The sequence below is a fragment of the Sulfitobacter delicatus genome, from assembly GCF_900102535.1.
Taxonomy (GTDB): Bacteria; Pseudomonadota; Alphaproteobacteria; order Rhodobacterales; family Rhodobacteraceae; genus Sulfitobacter; species Sulfitobacter delicatus.
Genome location: NZ_FNBP01000007.1, coordinates 131,133 through 152,192, shown reverse-complemented (window position 1 = coordinate 152,192; position 21,060 = coordinate 131,133). Strand labels below are relative to the sequence as shown.

Here is a 21,060-nt window from a genome sequence, read left to right as displayed (position 1 = left end):
GGGGCCATGTCACGCCGGTAAAAGGGCATGGGGCTGGCGCAGGGTCAATGGGATTTGGTGGTTTTTGAAAGGGTGCAGCAGACATGCTGCGAGATCAGGCCGCGGGGCGGGCCCAGAGGGCCGCACGGTTATCGGACGGAGCGTCGTCGGATAGAATATGTCGCGTGTTTGATCATAGGTCTTGCATAGCCGCCCTTCATCCCCCACGTAAAGCCCCAATCGCAGCCTGCCGCCCTCTTGGGGGATCGGCGCTTGCACCTGCGGCCCCAGAGGATAAAATGGAGGCCGATACACTGACAAAGCGGTCCGGGCAAAGGGGCCGCTTTTTAACTGGGGAACCCCATATGTCCTGGACTGATGAGCGCGTTGAAACACTGAAAAAGATGTGGGGCGAAGGCCAGTCCGCCAGCCAGATCGCGAAAGAACTGGGCGGGGTGACGCGCAACGCCGTGATCGGCAAGGTGCACCGTTTGGGCCTGTCGAACCGCACCGCAGGCGCGCCTGCCGCGGCGGCCAAGCCCGAGCCCAAAGCCAAACCCGCAGCTCCCAAGGCCGAGGCCAAGCCAAAGCCCGCCGCGAAAGCAGCGCCTGAACCCGAAGCCGAAGCCGCCCCCGCACCGGAAGCCGAAGAGCCCGCCGCAGCCCCGGCGCCCAAGCCGAACCTGCCCGCGCGCAAACAGATCATCCCCGCAGGTCAGCCCCTGCCGCCGCAGCCCTCGGCCAATGAGATCAGCCCCGAGGCCTTGGCCAAGGTCAGCGAAGTCGAAAAGAAGGCCAAGAAAATCGGCCTGATGGAACTGACCGAGCGCACCTGCAAATGGCCCGTGGGTGACCCGGCGACCGATGATTTTTGGTTCTGCGGCCTGCCCGTGCAACAGGGCAAACCCTATTGCGAGGCCCATGTCGGGGTCGCTTTCCAGCCGATGAGCGCCCGCCGCGACCGCCGCCGCTAAGACTTCAAGAAAGACAGCACATGACCGACCAGCCCGAGACCGCAACCAAAGGCGCGCTCGACGGGCTGGTGGTGCTTGACCTCACGCGTATCCTTGCCGGGCCGACCTGCACACAGATGTTGGGCGATCTGGGGGCCGAGGTCATCAAGATCGAAAACCCGATCAGCAAGGGCGACGACACCCGCGGCTGGGGGCCGAACTTCGCCCGCGATGCGGCGGGCAATCCCACCGATCTTTCCGCCTATTTCATGGCCGCCAACCGCAACAAACGCTCGGTCGCTGTCGATATCGCCAGCGCAGACGGGCAAGCCCTGTTGCGCCGTATGGCGGCACGGGCCAATCTGGTGGTGGAGAATTTCAAACCCGGCGGGCTGAAGAAATATGGTCTGGATGCTGAAACGCTCTGCGCCGCCCACCCCGGCCTCGTTTATTGTTCAATCTCGGGCTACGGCCAGACCGGGCCAAACAGCGCCCTGCCCGGCTATGACTTGATGGCCCAAGGCTATGGCGGCATTATGTCCCTTACCGGGGAGCCGGATGGCGCGCCGATGAAAGTGGGCGTGGGCATCGCGGATGTCATGTGCGGCATGTATGCGACCATCGGCATCCTCGCCGCCCTGCGGCATCGGGACCAGACCGGCGAGGGGCAGCATGTGGATCTGTCACTGGTCGACAGCCAGATGGCGTGGCTGGTGAACGAGGGGACGAACTATCTGACCTCAGGCAACCTGCCCCAGCGGCGCGGCAATGCCCATTCCAACATCGTGCCCTATGACGCTTTCGCCTGTGCCGATGGGCATTTCCTGCTGGCCGTGGGCAATGACGCGCAGTTCGCACGGTTCTGCGATGCCGTGGGGCTGGAGGGTCTGGCCGAAGACCCGCGTTTCACCACCAACATGGGCCGGATCGAGAATCGGGCAGCTTTGATGGAGAAGCTGGAACCCGCTCTGCTGGCCCTCCCCCGCGCAGAAATCCTGACGCGGCTTCGGGCGGTGAAAGTCCCGGCGGGGCCGATCCACAACGTGGCCGAAGCGCTGCGCTCGGATCAGGCGCAGGCGCGCGGGGCCGTGGTGTCGATCCCGCATGACGGGGTCGCGGGCGGCGCGTTGGAACTGCTGGGCAATCCGCTCAAGTTCTCGCGCACCCCCGTGCGCTACCGCCGCCCCCCGCCGAATTTCGGGCAGGACACCGATGCGGTGCTGGCCGAGTTTGGCGAAAGCGACGATTAGATTTACTTGAGCTTCGGCGGTTTCGCCGGATCGCTGCCCGGCGCCATACGCGGCGTGTTCTGCAAAGGCTCCATCTGCGGCAGGTCGAACCGCAAGCCAACGCGGGCCAGCTTTTCGACCACTGCGTCGTTGGGGCCAAAGAAGCCCACATCCATCGCCCCCGCCTCAATTCCGGAAAAGGTCAGCGCCTCAGACGCCGCCCGTACCAGCGCGTCCTGTGCGCGGGGGATCGAGCCGACGAAGGCCAGCAGATGCCCGCGCCCGCCGCCGCTGTATTCAACGCCGACAAGGAAAGCCCCCGCCGCCATGCCCGTGGCCGTCGCTAGCTTGGCGTCAATCGCCGCGATGAGAGTTTCGGGCAGACCCTGCGGGGGAAAAACACGGTCGATCCCGGCCTCGACCTCGCCCGGCGCATGGGCCAGCGTGTCGCGCAGCCAGTCCATCGCCTCGGCGGGCAGCAGAATTTCCGAAGGCGCCACGCCGATGTTCACCGCCATGCCCAGCGGCTGCTCCTCCAACATCGCCGCAATCGCCCGGCCTGAAAGGGCCACATAGGGTGACGCCGCCCCCACATAAGCTGACAGCCGGGCGGCGCGGTCAAAGACCACGACGTAGCTGTCGTTCAACAGCACTGGGCTGATCTGATCGCCCTGCGGCTCGTCTTCGAGCAGCATGAAAAGCTCAACATCCGCCACGCGCTCGTAAAAGCGCAGGCGTGCGGCATCGTCATCGGGCGCGGCCATCATCGCGGCGTGGGCCTCGTCCAACGGTGTGGCGTCAGGTTTCTTGTCGGTCATTCATCACCTCAGACACAGCGGCGCGCAGACGGGGCAAGACCTCTTCCGCGAACCAGGGATTCTTGTTCAACCATCCGGTATTGCGCCAAGACGGATGAGGCAAGGCAAAGACCCCCGGCGGATGGTCGCGCCAGCCCGCCACGGCCTCGGTCACATTGCGAAATCCGGGCAGGTGGTACTTCATCGCATAGCCGCCGATCAGCACCGTGAGCCGCAGGTCAGGCAACATCTCGAGCACTGGCGCACGCCATGTCTGCGCACAGATGCGGGGCGGCGGCAGGTCGCTGCCCTTGGCATCATAGCCCGGAAAGCAAAAGCCCATCGGCACAATGGCGACGCGGCTACGGTCATAGAATGTCGGCTCATCCAACCCCAGCCAGTCGCGCAGACGGGTGCCGGACTTGTCCCAAAAGGGCTTGCCCGCCTCATGCACGCGCTTGCCGGGGGCTTGGCTGGCGATCAACAGGCGCGCGCCGGGTTTGAACCAAACGATGGGCCGCGGGCGGTGCTGCGTGGCCGTAACAGCGAAACGCTCTGCACATAGGCGGCAGGCGTGCAGGTCTTCTCGGATGTCTTTCATAGGCCAAAGGTAGGGGGCGCCCGCAAAAGAAAAAGAGGGAGCCACATTTGCCGCTGCGCGACATTCGTGCTCAACTGAACCCGATATCGAAGTGGGAGGGACGGCATGGTAAAGGTGCTTGGCATTGGCGGTCTGTTCTTCAGGGCCAAAGACCCGGCGGCGCTTGCTGCTTGGTATGAGAAACATCTCGGCATCAACCCGCCCCCCAGCACGGCAGAGGGCGCGCCTTGGAACGCCGACGCGGGCGTAACGGTCTTTGCCCCCTTTCCCGAAGACAGCACCTATTTCCCATCAGAGCGAAGTTTCATGATAAATTTCCGCGTGGCGGACCTTGGTGAAGCATTGGAGGAATTGGGGGCTGCCGGAATTGATTGTGGTGAAGTCTTGCAGATGGACGGTATCGGCAAATTCGCTCGTATCCATGATCCTGAAGGCAATCCGATCGAACTGTGGGAGCCGGAGACGCCCTGAAACCAACAGTCACCTCCTACGGCTAGACTGCCTGCTACAAGACCGCTCCACCGGAAGCTTCGACGATTATCGAAATAAATCTTGCGCGATCAAATTATTTCGATAATTCTAGAAACATGAAACACGAATCCCAAACCCCCGCCCTCACCCTCGCGGCCAGCAGCTTTGCCGCGCTTGGATCGGAACAACGCTTGCTGGTACTGCGCACGCTGGTGCGCGCCGGATCGGAGGGGTTGAGCATCGGCACGCTCGGCGACCGCACCGGCGTTACCGGCTCCACGCTGACCCATCATCTGAAATTGCTCGCCTCTGCCGGGCTGGTGAAACAGCAAAAGCAAGGCCGCACCACAATCTGCGCTGCTGTGGCCTATGAAGAAGTGCAGGCGCTGGCGAATTTCCTTTTGACCGAATGCTGCGCCGATGCGGCCAGCCAATGCACGGAGCATGACAATGGTTGATACCACGCAATCCCTTCCCCCGCTGCAGCGGCTGGGCTTCCTCAAAGGCGCTTGGGGCATGACACTCGTCCTTTTGGCGCTGGTGGCCCTGTTCGACCCGGCGCAGTTCCCGCCGACCTTGATTTTCACCGCCGAAGCGCTGCTTGGCACCGCGCCCTTTATTGCCTTCGCCGTGCTCGCGGTCGCCTATCTAAAGGCCAGCGGGGCGGAAAGCCTGCTCGCCCGTGCATTTGAAGGCAACCCGGCCCGCATGGTGGTGATGGCCGCGCTGTTGGGTGGCATATCGCCCTTTTGCAGCTGCGAGGTGATCCCCTTTATCGCGGCTCTACTCGCTGTCGGTGCGCCGCTTGGCGCGGTTATGGCCTTCTGGCTCGCCTCGCCGCTGATGGACCCGGCGATGTTCGCGATCACTTCTGGCACGCTGGGGTTCGACTTTGCGTTGGCCAAAACCTTCGCTGCTGTTGGCCTCGGGCTCTTCGGTGGTTTCACTGTCATGGCACTGGCCCGCACGCCGATCTTTAACGATCCGCTGCGCCCACAACCTGCCAAAGGCAGCTGCTGCTCGTCGGCGAAACCCTTTTCCGGCGAACCAGTCTGGAAGTTTTGGCAAGACGCCGACCGTCGTGCGAGCTTCAATGAAACCGCTCTGAGCAATGCGCTCTTCCTCGTGAAATGGCTGACGCTGGCCTATGTCGTCGAAGCCTTGATGCTAACCTATGTCCCAGCCGAATGGATCGCGGGCGTATTGGGCGGCGACGGGGTCACGCCAATTCTGTTGGGCGCGCTCGTCGGGGCACCGGCCTATCTGAACGGCTATGCCGCTGTGCCGCTGATTGACGCGCTGCTGGCTCAGGGGATGACCCAAGGGGCGGCCATGTCCTTTGTCATCGCGGGCGGGGTCAGTTGTATCCCAGCGGCCATTGCCGTTTGGGCGCTGGTAAAGCCGCGTGTCTTTGCCGCCTACCTTGGTTTCGCGTTGGTGGGCGCTGTGCTGGCGGGGATGGCATGGCAGTTTGTTGCGTAATCTAGATTGAACATGCGCTCGGCGAACCCATCGCCGGGCGCACGATCATGCAGCGGATCTGGCCGTTGCTGCTTTGCTTTCAGGGACATTATCTAGCGCACTCTTCCCGCTGACAATTTCGCGCACAGCGATCTCCTGCGCCAATTCGCTGCCCTTGCCATCGTTCAAAGGAAGATCGATGAAAAAGGTCGTGCCAGGGCCGTCATTTTTGAAATAGTCGATCTTGCCGCCAAGCGCTTCGATGATCCGCTTGGAGATATTCATCCCCAAGCCGGTCCCGCCCACTGCGCGCTGATCCGAGGAATCGATCTGCGAGAATTCATCAAAGACCTTCTCACGCTCAGATTCCGCGAGGCCGATCCCCTCATCAATCACGCTGATGCGCATCATACCGTCCTGCGTCTGCGAGGTGACCTTAACCGTTGATCCCGCGGGCGAGAACTTGGCCGCGTTGGACAGCAGGTTCGACATCACCTGCTGCAAACGCTTCTCGTCTGTCGCGATCCCGGCAGTCTCGGAGGGTTTGGCATAGCGCAGGGTAACGTTGAGCTTGCCTGCAAAAGCCTGGTTCAGCTCAATCGCGTCCTCAATTACCGTCTGCACTTCAAGAGGTTCGATGTCGAAGCTGATCTTGCCCGCTTCGAACTTCTGCAGGTCGAGGATTTCATTGATGATGGAAGTCAGCCGCGCCGAGTTGCGCTGCGCGATCTTGAGCACCTTCTCCATCTGCGGGGACATTTCGCCCAAGACGCCCGCGCAAGCCATATCGAGCGAGCCTTTGATCGAGGTCATCGGGGTGCGCAGCTCGTGGCTGATGGTCGAGACGAACTCGGTCTTCGCCTTGAAGGCGATCTTCGTTTTCTCGTGCTCTGCTTTCAGTTCTTCCAACTGGCGCGCGTTGGTGCGGTACATTTTCAGGAAGATGCGCGAACAATCGACGATGAAGTAGAGAACGAAAACAACGGTGAAGAGCTGTGTCCAAAGCTCGGAGTCAATCGTTGCCCCGGTGCGCACGATGTCCCAGATCGGGATGAACAGAAAGGTCACGCCGTACATCGCCAAGCGCAGCATGAGCACCGGCAGGATGTGGTGGTTGTTCATCGAGGCAAAAAGCGCCGCAGCAAAAAGGAAGAAGAGCGGCAGGAAATGCGTCGTTGCCCCCTGCTCCAGCGCGATACCAAGTGCGAAATAGCTGATCACCCCGGCGCTGAGCACCGTGCTGATATAGATTCGGCGCATGAACATCCGCGCGAGACGCGGGCTGCGGCCCCGCCAGCGGGTGATGTTGAGGAACAGGATATAGTCGTAGGTCTCTGAAATAGCGATCAAGATCAGGGTCGAGATCGACAGCCACAGCTCGTAATAAAAGGCCGATAGGCAGATCGCGGCGGCAAAAATCATCTGCCTCTGCCAGAAGAGATTCACCCCGACCTGCGAATAGTCGCGCATCTGCTGCACTTTCGTCGCATCTGCCAGCGTGGCCGATTGGGAGGGCCCGTAAATCATTTTTTCCTGCGACATAGCGCTCTCGTTTCTTCGATCGACTGCTCGACGTACGGCTTTCTGCCGCTGGTTGCGTCTAAAAATGTGGCATTTCAGCATCGAAGCACAGGTTAGACGCGTCCGTTGTTCCATCTTCCCACGTAAATGAGACAGAACTATGGCTATTTAATGCAACTACAGGTTAGCCTAACAACCAGAGGCAAGCATACCGAGAATAATCCGGGGCAGACGAATGAGTTTACAGGACAGGAATTTCCGTGGCAGATCATGGCAGGATGTGCTCCCTGAACTGACGCCACAAGATGCTAAAGCGCTAGAAAAGCAGGGAAAACCCCTGCTCCGCAAAGCGTCGACAACGACAGATGCAGCGCAGGATCCCTTCAGCCCAGAGGCGCTGGCGCGCGAAAATCCCTATATCCGCGCCACGACTTTGTCCTTTCTGAACATGCATGAGCACGGTGAATTATTTGTTAATTTTCTTCGTGCACGGCGTCAGGTCTTCATTGACGACAAGGGTTGGGACTTGCCTCACGTCGATGGAATGGAGTTCGATCAATACGACACGCCCCGCGCGCGCTGGATCGTTCTGCATGAATATGGCGAGGTCCTCGGCGGTGTACGCCTGATGCCCACCACCTCCACCTGCGCGCAATACAGCTACATGCTGCGCGACGCGCAATTGGGGATGCTGCCCGACATTCCGCAGGATGTGCTGTTCTTTAAAGCGCCCGTCCGCAATGACATCTGGGAAGCGACCCGCCTCTTCCTCACCCATGCCGTGCCTGCACAACGCCGCATCGCGGTGCAGCGCATGCTAATGAACCAAATGGCCGGCGCAGCCTTTGCGATGGGGGCCAGCCACGTGCTCGGCATCGTCCCGGCCACCTTCAGCCGCTGGATGACACGCTTGCGCCTGATGAGCGCGGTGCCAGTGGGGCCGGTCCAGAACATCGACGGGGATCGCACCCAAGCGGCCCTGATGAATGTGACCTATATCGGCGACCATGCACCAGCCGGAACGCTGACCAAGCTACATTAAGGCGCACAGGAGCCGCCGTCGGCTCCGTGCCAGACCCACAGCCCATTGAAATCACAGCAAATGCAGGGCTGCGGCACCTGCGTTATAGCTTTCCTGTGCATTTCGACATATTCTGGTCAAAATCGGTGGATAGACCGTTAATATACCTCTGGTACAAAGAGGCACCGACGGCAGAGACAGCACCAACCGGAGCAGGGAATGCTGGAATTTGAAAATGTGTCCAAATCTTTTTGGACAGGCTCCCAGCACAAGGTCATTCTTGATCAGGTGTCATTTCGCGTGGACTTGGGTCACTCGCTTGGCATTCTGGCCCCCAACGGCACCGGCAAGACGACGCTAATCAATATGATGGCCGGATTGGAGAAACCTGACGAGGGTGAGATCCGGCGCAGTTGCAATATCTCCTTCCCCCTTGGTTTCATGGGCGGGGTGGTGACCAAAGTCTCTGCCATGGAAAACGCCCGCTATATCGCCCGGCTCTATGGGCTGGACCCAGACTATGTCGAAAGCTTCTGTCGTTGGCTCTGTGGGCTCGGAGAGTACTTCGACCAGCCGCTCGGCACCTATTCCGCCGGCATGCGGTCGCGGTTTTCGTTCTCGCTGATGTTGGCGCTCGATTTCGACATCTACCTCATTGACGAAGGCATGCCCGGCACGACCGACGTCGAATTTAACCGCAAGGCCGGGGATATCCTGCAAGAACGGCTGCGCACCACCACGATCATCATCGTCTCGCATCAGGCGCAGACTTTGGAGAAATTTGCCCGCTCCGCTGCCGTATTGCTCGACGGGAAATTGCATATGTTCGACACCTTGGAAGAAGCGAAACAGCTCTATGACTACGAAACCCAAGGCTAGGAAATTCCGCATCCGCAAGGCCCCTCCCCCCGCGGCTGCTGTAAGCGGTGGCGCAGGTGCGGCTTTGCGGGCCGAGCAGCCCCCGGTTGAGGATGACGCTCGGGCAAAAATGGCGGCTAACCTTCGGGCCGTGGCAAACGAACCTGCGCCGAAGGCTGAGAAGGCCAAACCACAGACGCCGGAAAAACCTGTGAAAGACAGCGCCCCCGCAGAGCCCGAACAGAGCCGCACCGGGGAGGTTTCCTCGGCCAATGAAGTGTCAGGCGAGCAAGACATCGACGCGATCCGCCGTGAGGGGCTCACCGGACGGCAGTTGCGGATGGCGCGCCGTGTTGCGCAGAAGCACGGGCTTGCCCCGACTTCAGACTTTGATGCCGTACGCCTGTTGCGCGCCGAAGGGATCGATCCGTTCCAACGCTCCAACATGCTGGAACTGGTGGTCCCGCAAGACGGTGATGTCAAAACAGATAGCGCGGGACAGCCCGGCCTGCCCGCCACACGACACCGCCCCGGCAGCCCGCGCGTGCAATTGCCACAAACCACGCCCGGCGGACGTGGCGTACCCTCGACCGAGGCCAGCCCGGCTGAGCGTCGCCAACGCGAAATCTCTGACATCCAGCGCGACATCACGCGCCGCCGCCGCAAAAAGGGTGCGCTACTGCTCGTCCGGCTGGCGTTCTTTGTCATGCTTCCAACGCTGATGGCAGGCTATTACTTCTACAAAATCGCGACCCCGATGTATGCGACCGAAAGCCAGTTCCTGATCATCCAGAACGAAGGCGGCGGCGGTGCCAGCCCCTTCGGCGGTCTGTTGCCCACCCAATTTGCAAACAGCGCCGACAGCATCGCCACGCAAGCCTATTTGCAATCCAAAGACGCCATGCTGCGCTTGGACGAAGACGCAGACTTCCGGGCGCATTTTTCAGACAAAGACATTGATCCGATCCAGCGGTTGACCGAGGATCCGACCAACGAAGAAGCCTATAAGGCCTACAAGAAAAACGTAAAAATCGGTTACGACCCGACCGAAGGCGTGATCCGGATGGAGGTTATCGCCGCCGATCCCGCAGTCTCTGAGGAGTTCTCCAAACGCCTCTTGACCTATGCTGAAGAACGGGTGAACGACCTCAGCAAGCAAAAACGCGAAGACGGCATGCGCGACGCGCTAGAGGGCTATGAAACCGCCCTCGCCAACCGCCGCGCGGCGCAAGAGGCGCTGATTAAGCTGCAGGTGGATAACAATGTCGACCCCGAGGCGATGATCGCCTCCATCCGCACGCAGATCACGAACTACGAAACTCTTCTTATCGAAAAAGAACTGGAACTCGCCGCTCTGCTCGACAACCAGCGTCCGAACAAAGCTAAGGTGGACGGCGCACGCGGGGATGTACGGCGTCTGCGGGAGCAGTTGGCAAAGCTTCGCGAACGAATGACATCCGCATCCGAGGGCGAAAATTCATTGGCACAACAAGCGGTTGCGGCACAACTCGCCCAAGCCGATCTGGCCGCTGCCGACATGGTCCTGCAAAGTGCCCAGACCGGCATGGAGCAGGCTCGCGCCGAGGCTGGGCGGCAGGTGCGCTACCTCACCGTGGCCGTCAACCCCGTGGCACCGGACGAAGCCACCTATCCGCGCAAGTTCGAAAACACGATATTGGCTTTCCTTATCTTTGCAGGCATCTACCTGATGTTGTCCCTGACAGCGTCCATTCTTAGAGAACAGGTAACCTCATGACTCAACTGCGCATCGGAAATCTGACCGTCGGCAACGACCGGCCCCTTACGGTGATCGCCGGCCCCTGCCAGCTGGAAAGTGAAGACCACGCGCAGATGGTAGCAGGCATCCTGAAAGAGGCCTGCTACGCCGCAGGCGCGCAGTTCATCTTCAAGGCCAGCTATGACAAGGCCAACCGCACCTCGCTCTCGGGCAAACGCGGTCTGGGCATCGAGAAAGGCCTGCAAGTGCTGCAATCCGTGGCGCGTGCCAATGACGTGCCAGTACTGACAGATGTGCACAATGAGGCGCAATGCACGAAGGCTGGCGAAGTTGTCGACGTGCTGCAAATCCCCGCCTTCCTCTGCCGGCAAACCGACATTCTGCTCGCTGCTGGCGAGACGGGGAAGGCGGTTAACGTCAAAAAGGGCCAGTTCCTTGCGCCTTGGGAAATGCAGAATATCGTCGACAAGATCGAAAGCACCGGAAACAAAAACATCCTGCTGACCGAGCGTGGCACGACCTTTGGCTACAACACGCTGGTGGCCGACATGCGCAGCCTGCCGCAGATGGCCCAAACAGGCTATCCGGTAGTCATGGACGCCACGCACTCTGTCGCCCAACCGGGCGGCAAGGGGGGCTCCTCGGGCGGTCAGCGCGAGTTCGCGCCGGTCATGGCGCGGGCCGCAGCAGCGATCGGCGTGGCTGCGATCTTTATGGAAACCCACGAAGATCCGGACCGCGCGCCCAGCGACGGGCCGAACATGATCTACCTCGACCAGATGCCGGGGTTGATCAAGCTGCTGATGGAGTTTGACGCGCTGGCCAAAACCCACCCCCTTAGTTTCTAAAATTTTACGATAAAGCGAGTATTATACGTGACCAAACCGGCTTCCACCGTGACCCCGAACACATGGGAATTTCTCCGCGACGCAATGATCACGCCGACGGGCTTCCGCGAGTACGACGCACGCTGGAAATACCCCGACGATATCAACCTGCCCGGCATCACAGCGCTTGGCCTCGGCCTTGGCACACAGATGCACGCGCGCGGGATCGAGCCAGTGATCGCCGTCGGAAACGACTATCGCGACTATTCGCTATCGATCAAAAACGCGCTGATGCTGGGGCTGATGCAGGCCGGGATCACTGTCAAAGACATCGGCCCGGCGCTCTCGCCCATGGCCTATTTCGCGCAATTCCACCTGAACGCACCTGCCGTCGCCATGGTCACCGCCAGCCACAACCCGAACGGCTGGACCGGCGTGAAAATGGGCTTTGAACGCCCCCTTACCCACGGCCCGGACGAGATGGCCGAACTGCGCGACATCGTGCTCGAAGGCCGCGGCCAGCCCCGCCCCGGCGGCGCCTATGAGTTCGTCGAAGGCGTGCGCGAAGCCTACCTTGATGACCTCGTCGGTGACTTCAAAATGACCCGCAAGCTCAAGGTCGTCTGTGCCACCGGTAACGGCACGGCTTCGGCCTTCGCACCCGAGCTATTCCGCCGTCTGGGCGTCGAAGTAGTCGATAGCCACAACGCGCTGGACTATACTTTCCCGCACTACAACCCGAACCCCGAAGCGATGGAAATGCTGCACGATATGGCCGACAGCGTGCGCGCTTCCGGTGCAGATTTCGCGCTCGGCTTTGACGGAGATGGCGACCGCTGCGGTGTGGTGGACGATGAAGGCGAAGAAATCTTTGCTGACAAAATGGGCGTCATCATGGCGCGCGATTTTGCCAAGCTTCACCCGAACAGCACTTTTGTGGCGGACGTAAAATCGACCGGCCTCTTCGCCTCGGACCCCGAGTTGCAGAAATATGGCGCCAAGTCCGACTATTGGAAAACCGGCCACAGCCACATGAAGCGCCGGGTCAAGGAACTGGGCGCGCTGGCGGGGTTTGAGAAGTCGGGCCACTACTTCCTCGCGGAACCTGTCGGGCGAGGCTACGACTGCGGCATGCGCGTCGCGGTGGAAATCTGCAAGCTGATGGACCGCAATCCGGACAAATCCATGTCTGACCTTCGCCGCGCCCTGCCCCAAACCTGGGCGACGCCAACGATGTCGCCCTATGCCTCGGACACCGAGAAATACGACATTCTGGACCGCATCGTGCAGAAGCTCGTCACTAAGGCTGAGGCCGGCGAAAAGATCGGTGGCCGGGCCATTGCCGAGGTCATCACCGTCAACGGCGCCCGCGTTATGCTCGACAACGGCGGTTGGGGACTGGTGCGAGCCTCCTCCAACACGCCCAACCTTGTGGTGGTCTGTGAGAGCCCCGAATCCGAGGCCGAAATGCGCGCCATCTTTGCAGACATCGACGCCGTCATCCGCACCGAACCCGGCGTTGGCGACTACGATCAGTCCATCTGATCACCACTCTTTTTGGCTAGAAATACTTTGGGGGTCCGGGGGCAAAGCCCCCGGCGCCTGCGCCCCGCGCAGGCGCTCTTACGTCAGAGCCGCCGCGCAGAAGGCGTTAATCAAACTGGCATCCTTCACCCCCGGCGCGCTTTCAACGCCAGAAGAGACGTCAACCTGACGCGCCCCGGTGAGGGCAATCGCCTCACCCACATTTTCAGCTGTAAGCCCGCCAGCAAGCATCCAGGGCTTCGGCCAGCGACGCCCGGCGATCAGGCGCCAGTCAAAGGCCAACCCATTGCCCCCCGGCAGCACCGCATCTTTAGGCGGTTTGGCATCGATCAAAAGCTGGTCGGCTACGGTAACATAGTCGTTCAACAGCGCCAGATCGCCCCGATCTGCTACGCCCACCGCCTTCATCACCGGCAGCCCATAGCGCGCCTTGACCTCAGCCACACGCGCAGGGCTTTCGCTGCCATGGAGTTGCAGCATGTCTAGGAATGGCACTGCGGCCAAAAGGGTGTCCAGCGCCGCGTCGTCCGCATTCACCGTCAGCGCGACCTTACAGATGCCCTCGGGCACGGCTTCGGTCATATGCGCGGCAGCGTCGAGGGACAGATGGCGGGGTGATTTTTCGAAAAACACAAAGCCTAACGTCCGAGCGCCCGCCAGCAAAGCGGCAGGCACATCGGCAGGGTCGGTCAGGCCGCAGATTTTGACATTCACGTTCTCTGGCATGGCTGCGGTTTAGCCCGCTTCGTCCAAGAGCGCCAGAACCTCGTCCTTGCCTTCGTGCTTCTCTTCCTTGAGGCGGATGACTTCGCGCTCCAACCGGCGGCGCTCACGCGCTTGGCGGGCCAGTTCGGCGCGGTGGCCATGTTCGCGAATCCATTCCCAGACAAAGCCAACCAGCAGACCGACGATAATGCTGCCAAGAATGACGATGAATAGCGGCAGTTGCACGCTGGGGTTCACTGCGAACCAATTAGAAATCTCTTGGGGCAAAACCTGAAGCGTCACAATAGCGCGGTTCGCCAAGGCGACCGAGATCAGGGCAATCGCGAAGAGCGCGATGCAGGCATAACGAATGTAACGCATTAGCTTTTCCCGTTCAGCCGGTCGCGCAGGAGCTTGCCGGTTTTGAAGAAAGGCACGTGCTTCTCTTCGACATTTACAGTCTCGCCGGTCCGGGGATTGCGGCCAATCCGGGCATCACGCTTCTTGACCGAAAAGGCGCCGAATCCGCGAAGCTCAACACGGTCACCACGCGCCATGGCGCCAGTAATCTCGTCAAAAACAGTATTCACGATCCGCTCCACATCACGTTGATAAAGATGCGGATTGTCGTCAGCGATCTTCTGGATCAGTTCCGACCGGATCATGGCACGTCCCCCGAGATTGTTGGTATATATTCAGACTATAGGAAATAACGCCTCACTCGGGAAGGTGTTCCGTAACATCGACCAGAGATTTTTCAGGGCGAAGACCCTGTTTTTTCGGCTTTTTTCCGCCAGCCGCGCTGCTAAGCGCTGCATTGCACCGCAGCAAGCACATCCTTTAAGCGCTCTGCGCATGCGATTCGACGCAGCTGTTAGACAGCAAAAGGCCCCGTATGTTTCCATACGGGGCCCTCGCAATTTCTAGCTGAAACGCGTGATGCGCTTACTCGTCGTCGCCCTTCAGCGCCGCACCAAGGATGTCGCCCAAGCTCGCGCCGGAGTCGGAGGAACCGTACTGCTGTACCGCCTCTTTCTCTTCTGCGATCTCGCGCGCCTTGATGGAGACGCCCAGACGGTGTGCCTTGGCATCGACATTGGTGATGCGCACGTCAACCTTGTCACCAACCGAGAAACGCTCAGGGCGCTGTTCGGCACGGTCACGGCTGAGGTCGGAACGACGGATGAAGCTCTTCATGCCTTCGTATTCGACTTCGATGCCACCTTCTTCGATGGAGGTCACGTTCACGGTCACGATCGAGCCACGCTTCACGCCGCCAACGGCTTCGGCGAACTTGTCACCGCCAACGTTTTTGATCGACAGCGAAATGCGCTCTTTCTCGACGTCCACTTCGGAGACAACGGCCTGAACCACGTCACCTTTGCGGTAGTCTTGGATCGCTTCTTCGCCGCGCTGGTCCCAGCTGAGGTCGCTGAGGTGAACCATGCCGTCGATGTCGCCGGGCAGGCCAACGAACAGACCGAATTCGGTGATGTTTTTGACTTCGCCTTCAACTTCGGTGCCCTCGGGGTGGGTCTCAGCAAAGACTTCCCATGGGTTGCGCATGGTCTGCTTGAGACCAAGGGAAACGCGACGCTTGGCGCTGTCGATTTCCAGAACCATGACTTCGACTTCTTGCGAAGTGGACACGATCTTGCCGGGGTGCACGTTCTTCTTGGTCCAAGACATCTCGGACACGTGAACCAGACCTTCAACACCGGGCTCCAGTTCAACAAATGCGCCGTAATCGGTGATGTTGGTCACACGACCGCTGTGCACGGAGCTGAGCGGGTATTTCGCGCCAACCAGATCCCACGGATCTTCTTGCAACTGCTTCATGCCGAGGCTGATGCGGTGGGTCTCTTTGTTGATCTTGATGACCTGAACCTTGATGGTCTCGCCAATCGCCAGGATTTCGGACGGGTGGTTGACCCGGCGCCATGCCATGTCGGTGACGTGCAGCAGGCCGTCCACGCCGCCGAGGTCAACAAACGCACCGTATTCGGTGATGTTCTTGACCACACCATCGACGGTCTGACCTTCGGTCAGGTTGCCAATGACTTCGGCGCGCTGTTCGGCACGGCTCTCTTCAAGGATCGCACGGCGCGAAACCACGATGTTGCCACGACGGCGATCCATCTTAAGGATCTGGAACGGCTGCTTGAGACCCATGAGCGGGCCAGCGTCGCGCACGGGGCGCACGTCGACTTGCGAACCGGGCAGGAAGGCCACGGCGCCGCCGAGGTCGACGGTGAAGCCACCTTTGACGCGGCCAAAGATCGCGCCTTCGACACGCTCTTCTGCGGCATAGGCTTTTTCCAGACGATCCCAGGCTTCCTCACGGCGGGCCATTTCGCGGCTGATGACAGCTTCGCCACGCGCGTTTTCGACTTGGCGAAGGAAAACTTCGACTTCGTCGCCAACTTCGATTTTGGGGGATTCGCCGGGATCAGCAAATTCTTTGAGCTCAACGCGGCCTTCCATTTTGTAGCCGACGTCGATGATGGCTTGGCCCGCTTCGACAGCGATCACCTTGCCTTTGACGACTGTGCCCTCTTCGGGCGTGTCCATCTCGAAGCTTTCGTTCAGAAGCGCTTCGAATTCGTCCATTGCTTTGGTCATGTAGCTTTTCGTTTCCTTATCAAATGTTTCTGGCCGCGCGGTTGTCTCCGCCGGTCTGGAGTTGCAATTGGTCGTCGTGGTGGCACTGTGCAGATCACGCCGGTTTGACCCGACGACAAAGGCACAGCGGTTGTCCACGCGCGTGGCGTGGCGCCGCAGTCGAACGCAAACAAAAGAGGGCCGGTTGAAACCGACCCTGCCCGTTATATCGCGTCCGAAGCTGTAACCGCCCCTTAGACAAGGCGCCGTATAGGGGATATTTGCCGCTCTCGCAAGGGTGAAGCGTAGGGGGCCGCCTATCGCGCTTGAACCTGCCAATGGTTCGCGCGCCTCTGGCTCTTCTCGACGCGGGGATTGCAACTAACGACGAATTATCGCCCTCCCCCGCCCCTTACCGGCGCGACCGAAAAGGGGATGGCGGTTTGGTCACCAGCCGGCTCCGCCCGGCGCCAAGGCCCGGTGTCGGCTGGAATGGCCGATCGGAAAACGCCTCTTGCGCCAGATCATCGCCCTTATAGTCGCTTAGGTCTTCGAGAAACTCCCAAAGGCGCAGGCAGGAACGTTCGATATCACCCAAGCCATCCGCCAGCGCCGCCGCATTCCCCGGCCCCGCCTCCCGCAGCCCGCGCATTTGACGGAGCATACGGCTGACAATCGGCTTTATCTCTTCAGCACATTCGCCCGAGAATTTTTGAAGCAGCTCTTCGACCTGACCGCGTTTATGTTCCTGTGTTTCAATCCCCAGCTGCAACGCGCTTTTCTGCAGCGCATTGATCGCCGACCGGCGCAGCGCGGCGGGCGAAAGCTCGTCCTTGTCGATATAATCACTGCACCCACCACGCAGGGCTTCAATTGCGACCTCGGTTTGGTCTGTGCCCGTTATCATAACGGTGGCCGCGCCTGCGTTCTTTGGGTGAGCGCGTATGATCTCCAAGCCTTGCAAACCGGTGCCATCCGGAAGGGTATAGTCCAGCAGGATAAGATCAAACCGTCCCTCATCCATCTCTCGACGCATGGCCGCGAGACTGTCCGCTTCCGCAAGCCGAGTGGGAAAATCTAGCCCGCCGCAAAGCCGTTTGAGGCGCATTCGGTCAAAACGGTGGTCATCCACAATCAGAATGCGCGCCGCCGGTCCGACCGCCGTCCCTGCCCCAGACGCCACTGCTCTTCCTGCGCCGGTCTCTTGGCTGGCCAGGCTCATATCACGATCCCCTTCGCTGTCTTTAGGGACACGTTAGGGAACGGGACACTAACAAAGAGTTAAGATGCGCGCGATTCACCCCCGCGCCGGATCGATACAGTAGACCGTTGCGATAGGGCCGCGGGGCCGCTACATGGGCCGTCATGACAGATACAACACGCCCCCGCCGCAATTTCTATGGCCGCCTCAAAGGCAAGTCGCTGAAGAAATCGCAAAAGACCTATATCGATGAGGACCTCGCCCCTCTGTCGCCCGGCGCTGTCGATTGGGAGGCCAACCCCGAGCGCACGCCGCTGGACCTTGAGGGCCTGTTCGGCGGGCGAAAGGTCTGGCTTGAGATCGGCTTTGGCGGCGGTGAGCATTTGGTGCATCAGGCGGGCAACAACCCGGACGTCGGCATCATCGGCTGCGAGCCCTATATTAACGGCGTGGCGATGCTGCTGGGCAAGATCCGGCGGGCGAGGGTTGATAACCTCGCCATTCACCCCGGGGATGTGCGCGATATGTTCGACGTGCTGCCTGAGGCGTCGATTGACCGGGTGTTTCTGCTCTATCCCGACCCATGGCCCAAGACGCGCCACCACCGGCGGCGTTTTGTGACGCCCGAGCATCTGGAACCGTTGGCTCGCGTGCTCAAACCCGGCGCGATCTTTCGGGTGGCGACGGATATCGAGGACTACGTGCGTCAGACCTTGGAACAGGTGCCGCAGCATGGGTTCGACTGGCTGGCCGAAGGGCCAGAGGACTGGCGGCAGCCGTGGGATGACTGGCTGTCGACGCGCTATGAGCAGAAAGCTCTGCGCGAAGGGCGTAGGCCGCATTATTTGACCTTCCGTAAGCGCTGAACCCGAGCCGGGGGCCAGCCCCCGGACCCCCGAAGTATTTTTGGCCAAAAAGAGCGGGGTGGCGGCGATGGACGCTGGCGACGGGCTAGGATATTAGGGCCTTGAGCAGATCAGAGGTACCTCATGTCCAGTCACGGCAGCCCCATTCCGATGTCATCCCGCGCCTGCGGGCCGCTTAACGGCACTGCCGAAGTGCCGGGAGACAAATCCATCTCCCACCGCAGCCTGATCCTTGGCGCGATGGCCGTGGGCGAGACCACGATCACCGGGCTGCTGGAAGGTCAAGACGTGCTGGATACCGCTAAGGCCATGCGCGCTTTCGGGGCAGAGGTGATTGACCATGGCGGCGGCTCTTACTCCGTGCATGGCGTTGGCGTCGGTGGTTTTGCCGAGCCTGACAACGTGATCGACTGTGGCAACTCCGGCACCGGGGTGCGCTTGCTAATGGGGGCCATGGCGACCTCGCCGATCTGCGTGACCTTTACCGGCGACGCCAGCCTGAACAGCCGTCCCATGGCGCGGGTCACCGATCCGCTGGCGCTTTTTGGTACGCAGGCTGTTGGCCGCGCCGGGGGCCGCTTGCCAATGACCTTGGTTGGTGCCGCCGAACCGGTGCCGGTGCGCTATACGGTGCCGGTGCCCTCGGCCCAGGTGAAATCTGCCGTGTTGCTCGCGGGACTGAATGCTCCGGGCAAGACGGTGGTGATTGAGGCCGAAGCAACCCGAGACCATACCGAACGGATGCTGGCCGGTTTCGGGGCCGAGATCACTGTTAAGGAAACCGACGAGGGCCGCGTCATCACCCTGACCGGACAGCCGGAACTCAAGTCGCAGCATATCGACGTGCCCCGCGACCCCTCCTCCGCCGCTTTCCCCGTCTGTGCCGCGCTGATCGTGCCTGGCTCGGACGTGCTGGTGCCGGGCATCGGGCTGAACCCAACGCGGGCGGGCCTGTTCACGACGCTGCGCGAGATGGGCGCGGACCTTACCTATGAAAACGAACGCAGCGAGGGGGGCGAGCCTGTGGCCGACCTGCGCGCGCGGTTCTCGCCTGACCTGCAGGGTATCGAAGTGCCGCCAGAGCGGGCAGCAAGCATGATCGACGAATACCCGGTCCTCTCGGTCGTCGCGGCTTGTGCACGGGGCGAGACCGTCATGCGCGGCGTGAAGGAATTGCGGGTGAAGGAAAGCGACCGGATCGAGGCCATGGCCAGCGGGCTGCGCGCCAATGGTATCGAGGTCGAAGACGGGCCAGATTGGTGGACGGTAACGGGGCTGGGCCACGGCAATATTCCGGGCGGCGCGGTCTGTCAGAGCCACCTTGACCACCGCATCGCCATGTCTTTCCTGATCCTCGGCATGGTGTCGCAGCAGCCGGTTCAGGTGGATGACGGCGGACCGATTGCCACCTCCTTCCCAATTTTCGAGCCGCTGATGGCCGAGCTGGGCGCGCAGGTGTCGCGGCTGGCTGAATGACAAAGGACCGGCTCTTCTGGCTCAGCATTGCCACAGTTTTGGCTTTCGCCACACTGGCAGGCTTTGCCGAAACCCAGTTGCGAGTCGACGGCATGGGCGTGTTCGATGCCCGCCTGCTGGGTTATACCCTGGCCGAGGCGCGGGCCTATCTCGCGGCGCTCACACCAGATCAGACCGCGCTTTATGGCGGGCAATTCAGACTGGCCGACACGGCTTTCCCGGCGCTTTTGGCGCTGGCGTTGCTGCTTTGGGTGCGGCGCTATGCGAAGGGCGGGTTTCGGCTCGCTTTAACCATGGCGGTCGCACTCTATCTCGCGGCGGATTACACAGAAAACATGCTGATTGGGCGGCTGCTCGAACTGGGGCCTGAGGGTATTACTGGACAGACAGTGGCCACGGCGAGCCTGTTTACACAGGCGAAATGGGCGATATTAGCGCTGAACCTCGCGGCCATATCGCTGCTTTGGGCGCGCAACAGAAGGACGATGCGATGACACGCGAAATACGAGCACTGACAGTCGCCATCGACGGGCCAGCCGCCGCGGGCAAGGGCACCGTGGCCAAGGCCGTGGCCGCCCATTTTGGATTTGCGCATCTCGATACGGGCCTATTGTACCGCGCCGTTGCGGCCAAGACGCTAACGGGCATGGATCCCGAGACCGCGGCGCGCGGCCTCGCCCCGGCCGATCTGGAAGACCCCACTCTACGGAACCCCGATGTAGCCCAAGAGGCCAGCAAAGTCGCGGTGATCCCGGCGGTGCGTGCAGCGCTGGTTCGTTTCCAGCGCAGCTTTGCCACCCGCGCCGGCGGTGCGGTGCTGGATGGGCGCGACATTGGGACGGTGATCTGCCCGGATGCGCCGGTGAAACTTTTTGTCACAGCCAGCCCCGAGGTGCGTGCGCAGAGGCGTTTTGCCGAACTTACGGGCAAGGGGATTGAGGTAACTTACGAAAGCGTGCTGGAGGACGTGCACCAGCGCGACCTGCGCGACATGAGCCGGGATCAAGCGCCGCTGAAACCTGCTGACGACGCCAAGCAGATCGATACGACCGAGATGGCGATTGAGGATGCGATTGCGGCGGCAGTGGCGCTGGTTGAGGCGAAGCAAGCCGAACGTTCTTAAACAATCGCCTGAGTTAGGGCCCACCCGACAGTGCCGGACCGGGCTTTGATTATCAAAAAATCGGGCGGGCGCTTGACCCACCCTGTC

Annotated in this window: 22 protein-coding genes; 14 read left to right on the top strand and 8 right to left on the bottom strand. The window is 60.9% G+C overall.

Annotated features, from left to right (window positions below; translation table 11 throughout):
* Nucleotides 1-344 precede the first annotated feature (344 nt).
* Both BLS57_RS13130 and BLS57_RS13125 read left to right on the top strand, forming a co-directional pair.
* Entirely contained in the window at nucleotides 345-953 is a 609-nt protein-coding gene (locus BLS57_RS13130; RefSeq protein WP_093743044.1) for a GcrA family cell cycle regulator, read from the top strand.
* A 20-nt stretch (nucleotides 954-973) separates the two neighbouring features.
* On the top strand, nucleotides 974-2,182 hold the full coding sequence (locus tag BLS57_RS13125; protein WP_093743043.1) for a CaiB/BaiF CoA transferase family protein: 1,209 nt from the start codon (nucleotides 974-976) through the stop codon (nucleotides 2,180-2,182).
* Nucleotides 2,183-2,184: 2 nt separating this feature from the next.
* Here BLS57_RS13125 and BLS57_RS13120 read toward each other — a convergent pair whose 3' ends face one another.
* Both BLS57_RS13120 and BLS57_RS13115 read right to left on the bottom strand, forming a co-directional pair.
* Entirely contained in the window at nucleotides 2,185-2,979 is a 795-nt protein-coding gene (locus BLS57_RS13120) for an SseB family protein (protein ID WP_093743041.1), read from the bottom strand.
* Entirely contained in the window at nucleotides 2,960-3,559 is a 600-nt protein-coding gene (locus BLS57_RS13115) for a uracil-DNA glycosylase family protein (protein WP_093743039.1), read from the bottom strand. Before BLS57_RS13115 ends, BLS57_RS13120 begins: the two co-directional genes overlap by 20 nt.
* 105 nt (nucleotides 3,560-3,664) lie before the next feature.
* Between BLS57_RS13115 and BLS57_RS13110 the strand changes: the two genes are divergently transcribed.
* From BLS57_RS13110 to BLS57_RS13100, 3 genes are all read left to right on the top strand, one after another.
* Entirely contained in the window at nucleotides 3,665-4,030 is a 366-nt protein-coding gene (locus BLS57_RS13110; RefSeq protein WP_093743037.1) for a VOC family protein, read from the top strand.
* A gap of 116 nt (nucleotides 4,031-4,146) precedes the next feature.
* Nucleotides 4,147-4,488: an ArsR/SmtB family transcription factor gene (locus BLS57_RS13105; RefSeq protein ID WP_093743035.1), complete on the top strand. Its 342-nt coding sequence runs from the start codon at nucleotides 4,147-4,149 to the stop codon at nucleotides 4,486-4,488.
* Nucleotides 4,481-5,512 (top strand): permease, encoded by a 1,032-nt coding sequence (locus BLS57_RS13100; RefSeq protein WP_244153687.1) that lies wholly within the window; start codon nucleotides 4,481-4,483, stop codon nucleotides 5,510-5,512. The genes BLS57_RS13105 and BLS57_RS13100 overlap by 8 nt, the downstream gene beginning before the upstream one ends.
* Before the next feature lie 45 nt (nucleotides 5,513-5,557).
* Here the strand turns inward: BLS57_RS13100 and BLS57_RS13095 are convergent, their stop codons facing one another.
* Nucleotides 5,558-7,033: a sensor histidine kinase gene (locus BLS57_RS13095; RefSeq protein ID WP_093743031.1), complete on the bottom strand. Its 1,476-nt coding sequence runs from the start codon at nucleotides 7,031-7,033 to the stop codon at nucleotides 5,558-5,560.
* A 214-nt stretch (nucleotides 7,034-7,247) separates the two neighbouring features.
* Here BLS57_RS13095 and BLS57_RS13090 point away from each other — a divergent pair, with 214 nt between their 5' ends.
* The 5 genes from BLS57_RS13090 (at nucleotide 7,248) to BLS57_RS13070 (ending at nucleotide 13,001) form a co-directional block, all read left to right on the top strand.
* A complete protein-coding gene (locus BLS57_RS13090) occupies nucleotides 7,248-8,054 on the top strand; it encodes an acyl-homoserine-lactone synthase (RefSeq protein ID WP_208597571.1) in 807 nt (268 codons plus the stop codon).
* A gap of 198 nt (nucleotides 8,055-8,252) precedes the next feature.
* Nucleotides 8,253-8,912 carry an ABC transporter ATP-binding protein gene (locus BLS57_RS13085; RefSeq protein WP_093743029.1) on the top strand — a complete coding sequence of 220 codons (660 nt, stop codon included), beginning with the start codon at nucleotides 8,253-8,255 and terminating at the stop codon, nucleotides 8,910-8,912.
* Nucleotides 8,890-10,647 carry a KpsE/RkpR family capsule polysaccharide export protein gene (locus BLS57_RS13080; RefSeq protein WP_093743027.1) on the top strand — a complete coding sequence of 586 codons (1,758 nt, stop codon included), beginning with the start codon at nucleotides 8,890-8,892 and terminating at the stop codon, nucleotides 10,645-10,647. Before BLS57_RS13085 ends, BLS57_RS13080 begins: the two co-directional genes overlap by 23 nt.
* The gene (gene kdsA / locus BLS57_RS13075) at nucleotides 10,644-11,477 is read left to right on the top strand and encodes a 3-deoxy-8-phosphooctulonate synthase (RefSeq protein ID WP_093743025.1); all 834 of its coding nucleotides are present in this window, start codon (nucleotides 10,644-10,646) and stop codon (nucleotides 11,475-11,477) included. The genes BLS57_RS13080 and kdsA overlap by 4 nt, the downstream gene beginning before the upstream one ends.
* 27 nt (nucleotides 11,478-11,504) lie before the next feature.
* Nucleotides 11,505-13,001 carry a phosphomannomutase/phosphoglucomutase gene (locus BLS57_RS13070; RefSeq protein WP_093743023.1) on the top strand — a complete coding sequence of 499 codons (1,497 nt, stop codon included), beginning with the start codon at nucleotides 11,505-11,507 and terminating at the stop codon, nucleotides 12,999-13,001.
* Between the two features lie 78 nt (nucleotides 13,002-13,079).
* On the opposite strand, the gene BLS57_RS13065 is transcribed toward BLS57_RS13070, so the two are convergent.
* The 5 genes from BLS57_RS13065 to BLS57_RS13045 form a co-directional block, all read right to left on the bottom strand.
* Nucleotides 13,080-13,727 (bottom strand): phosphoribosylanthranilate isomerase, encoded by a 648-nt coding sequence (locus BLS57_RS13065; RefSeq protein ID WP_093743020.1) that lies wholly within the window; start codon nucleotides 13,725-13,727, stop codon nucleotides 13,080-13,082.
* Between the two features lie 9 nt (nucleotides 13,728-13,736).
* Nucleotides 13,737-14,087 (bottom strand): lipopolysaccharide assembly protein LapA domain-containing protein, encoded by a 351-nt coding sequence (locus BLS57_RS13060; RefSeq protein WP_093743018.1) that lies wholly within the window; start codon nucleotides 14,085-14,087, stop codon nucleotides 13,737-13,739.
* On the bottom strand, nucleotides 14,087-14,371 hold the full coding sequence (gene ihfB, locus BLS57_RS13055) for an integration host factor subunit beta (protein ID WP_093743016.1): 285 nt from the start codon (nucleotides 14,369-14,371) through the stop codon (nucleotides 14,087-14,089). The genes BLS57_RS13060 and ihfB overlap by 1 nt, the downstream gene beginning before the upstream one ends.
* A gap of 280 nt (nucleotides 14,372-14,651) precedes the next feature.
* A complete protein-coding gene (rpsA, locus tag BLS57_RS13050; protein ID WP_279626456.1) occupies nucleotides 14,652-16,466 on the bottom strand; it encodes a 30S ribosomal protein S1 in 1,815 nt (604 codons plus the stop codon).
* Nucleotides 16,467-16,719: 253 nt separating this feature from the next.
* Nucleotides 16,720-17,529, bottom strand: coding sequence for a response regulator (locus tag BLS57_RS13045; protein ID WP_093743012.1), 810 nt, complete (start codon nucleotides 17,527-17,529; stop codon nucleotides 16,720-16,722).
* Nucleotides 17,530-17,672: 143 nt separating this feature from the next.
* Here BLS57_RS13045 and trmB point away from each other — a divergent pair, with 143 nt between their 5' ends.
* The 4 genes from trmB to BLS57_RS13025 all read left to right on the top strand — a co-directional run bounded on the left by trmB (nucleotide 17,673) and on the right by BLS57_RS13025 (nucleotide 20,973).
* Nucleotides 17,673-18,374, top strand: coding sequence for a tRNA (guanine(46)-N(7))-methyltransferase TrmB (gene trmB / locus BLS57_RS13040; protein WP_093743010.1), 702 nt, complete (start codon nucleotides 17,673-17,675; stop codon nucleotides 18,372-18,374).
* Between the two features lie 123 nt (nucleotides 18,375-18,497).
* Complete coding sequence (gene aroA, locus BLS57_RS13035) at nucleotides 18,498-19,850, top strand: 3-phosphoshikimate 1-carboxyvinyltransferase (RefSeq protein ID WP_093743008.1); 1,353 nt, start codon at nucleotides 18,498-18,500, stop codon at nucleotides 19,848-19,850.
* The gene (locus BLS57_RS13030) at nucleotides 19,847-20,344 is read left to right on the top strand and encodes a hypothetical protein (RefSeq protein WP_093743006.1); all 498 of its coding nucleotides are present in this window, start codon (nucleotides 19,847-19,849) and stop codon (nucleotides 20,342-20,344) included. The genes aroA and BLS57_RS13030 overlap by 4 nt, the downstream gene beginning before the upstream one ends.
* Nucleotides 20,341-20,973: a (d)CMP kinase gene (locus tag BLS57_RS13025; RefSeq protein WP_208597570.1), complete on the top strand. Its 633-nt coding sequence runs from the start codon at nucleotides 20,341-20,343 to the stop codon at nucleotides 20,971-20,973. Before BLS57_RS13030 ends, BLS57_RS13025 begins: the two co-directional genes overlap by 4 nt.
* The last annotated feature ends 87 nt before the right edge of the window (nucleotides 20,974-21,060 follow it).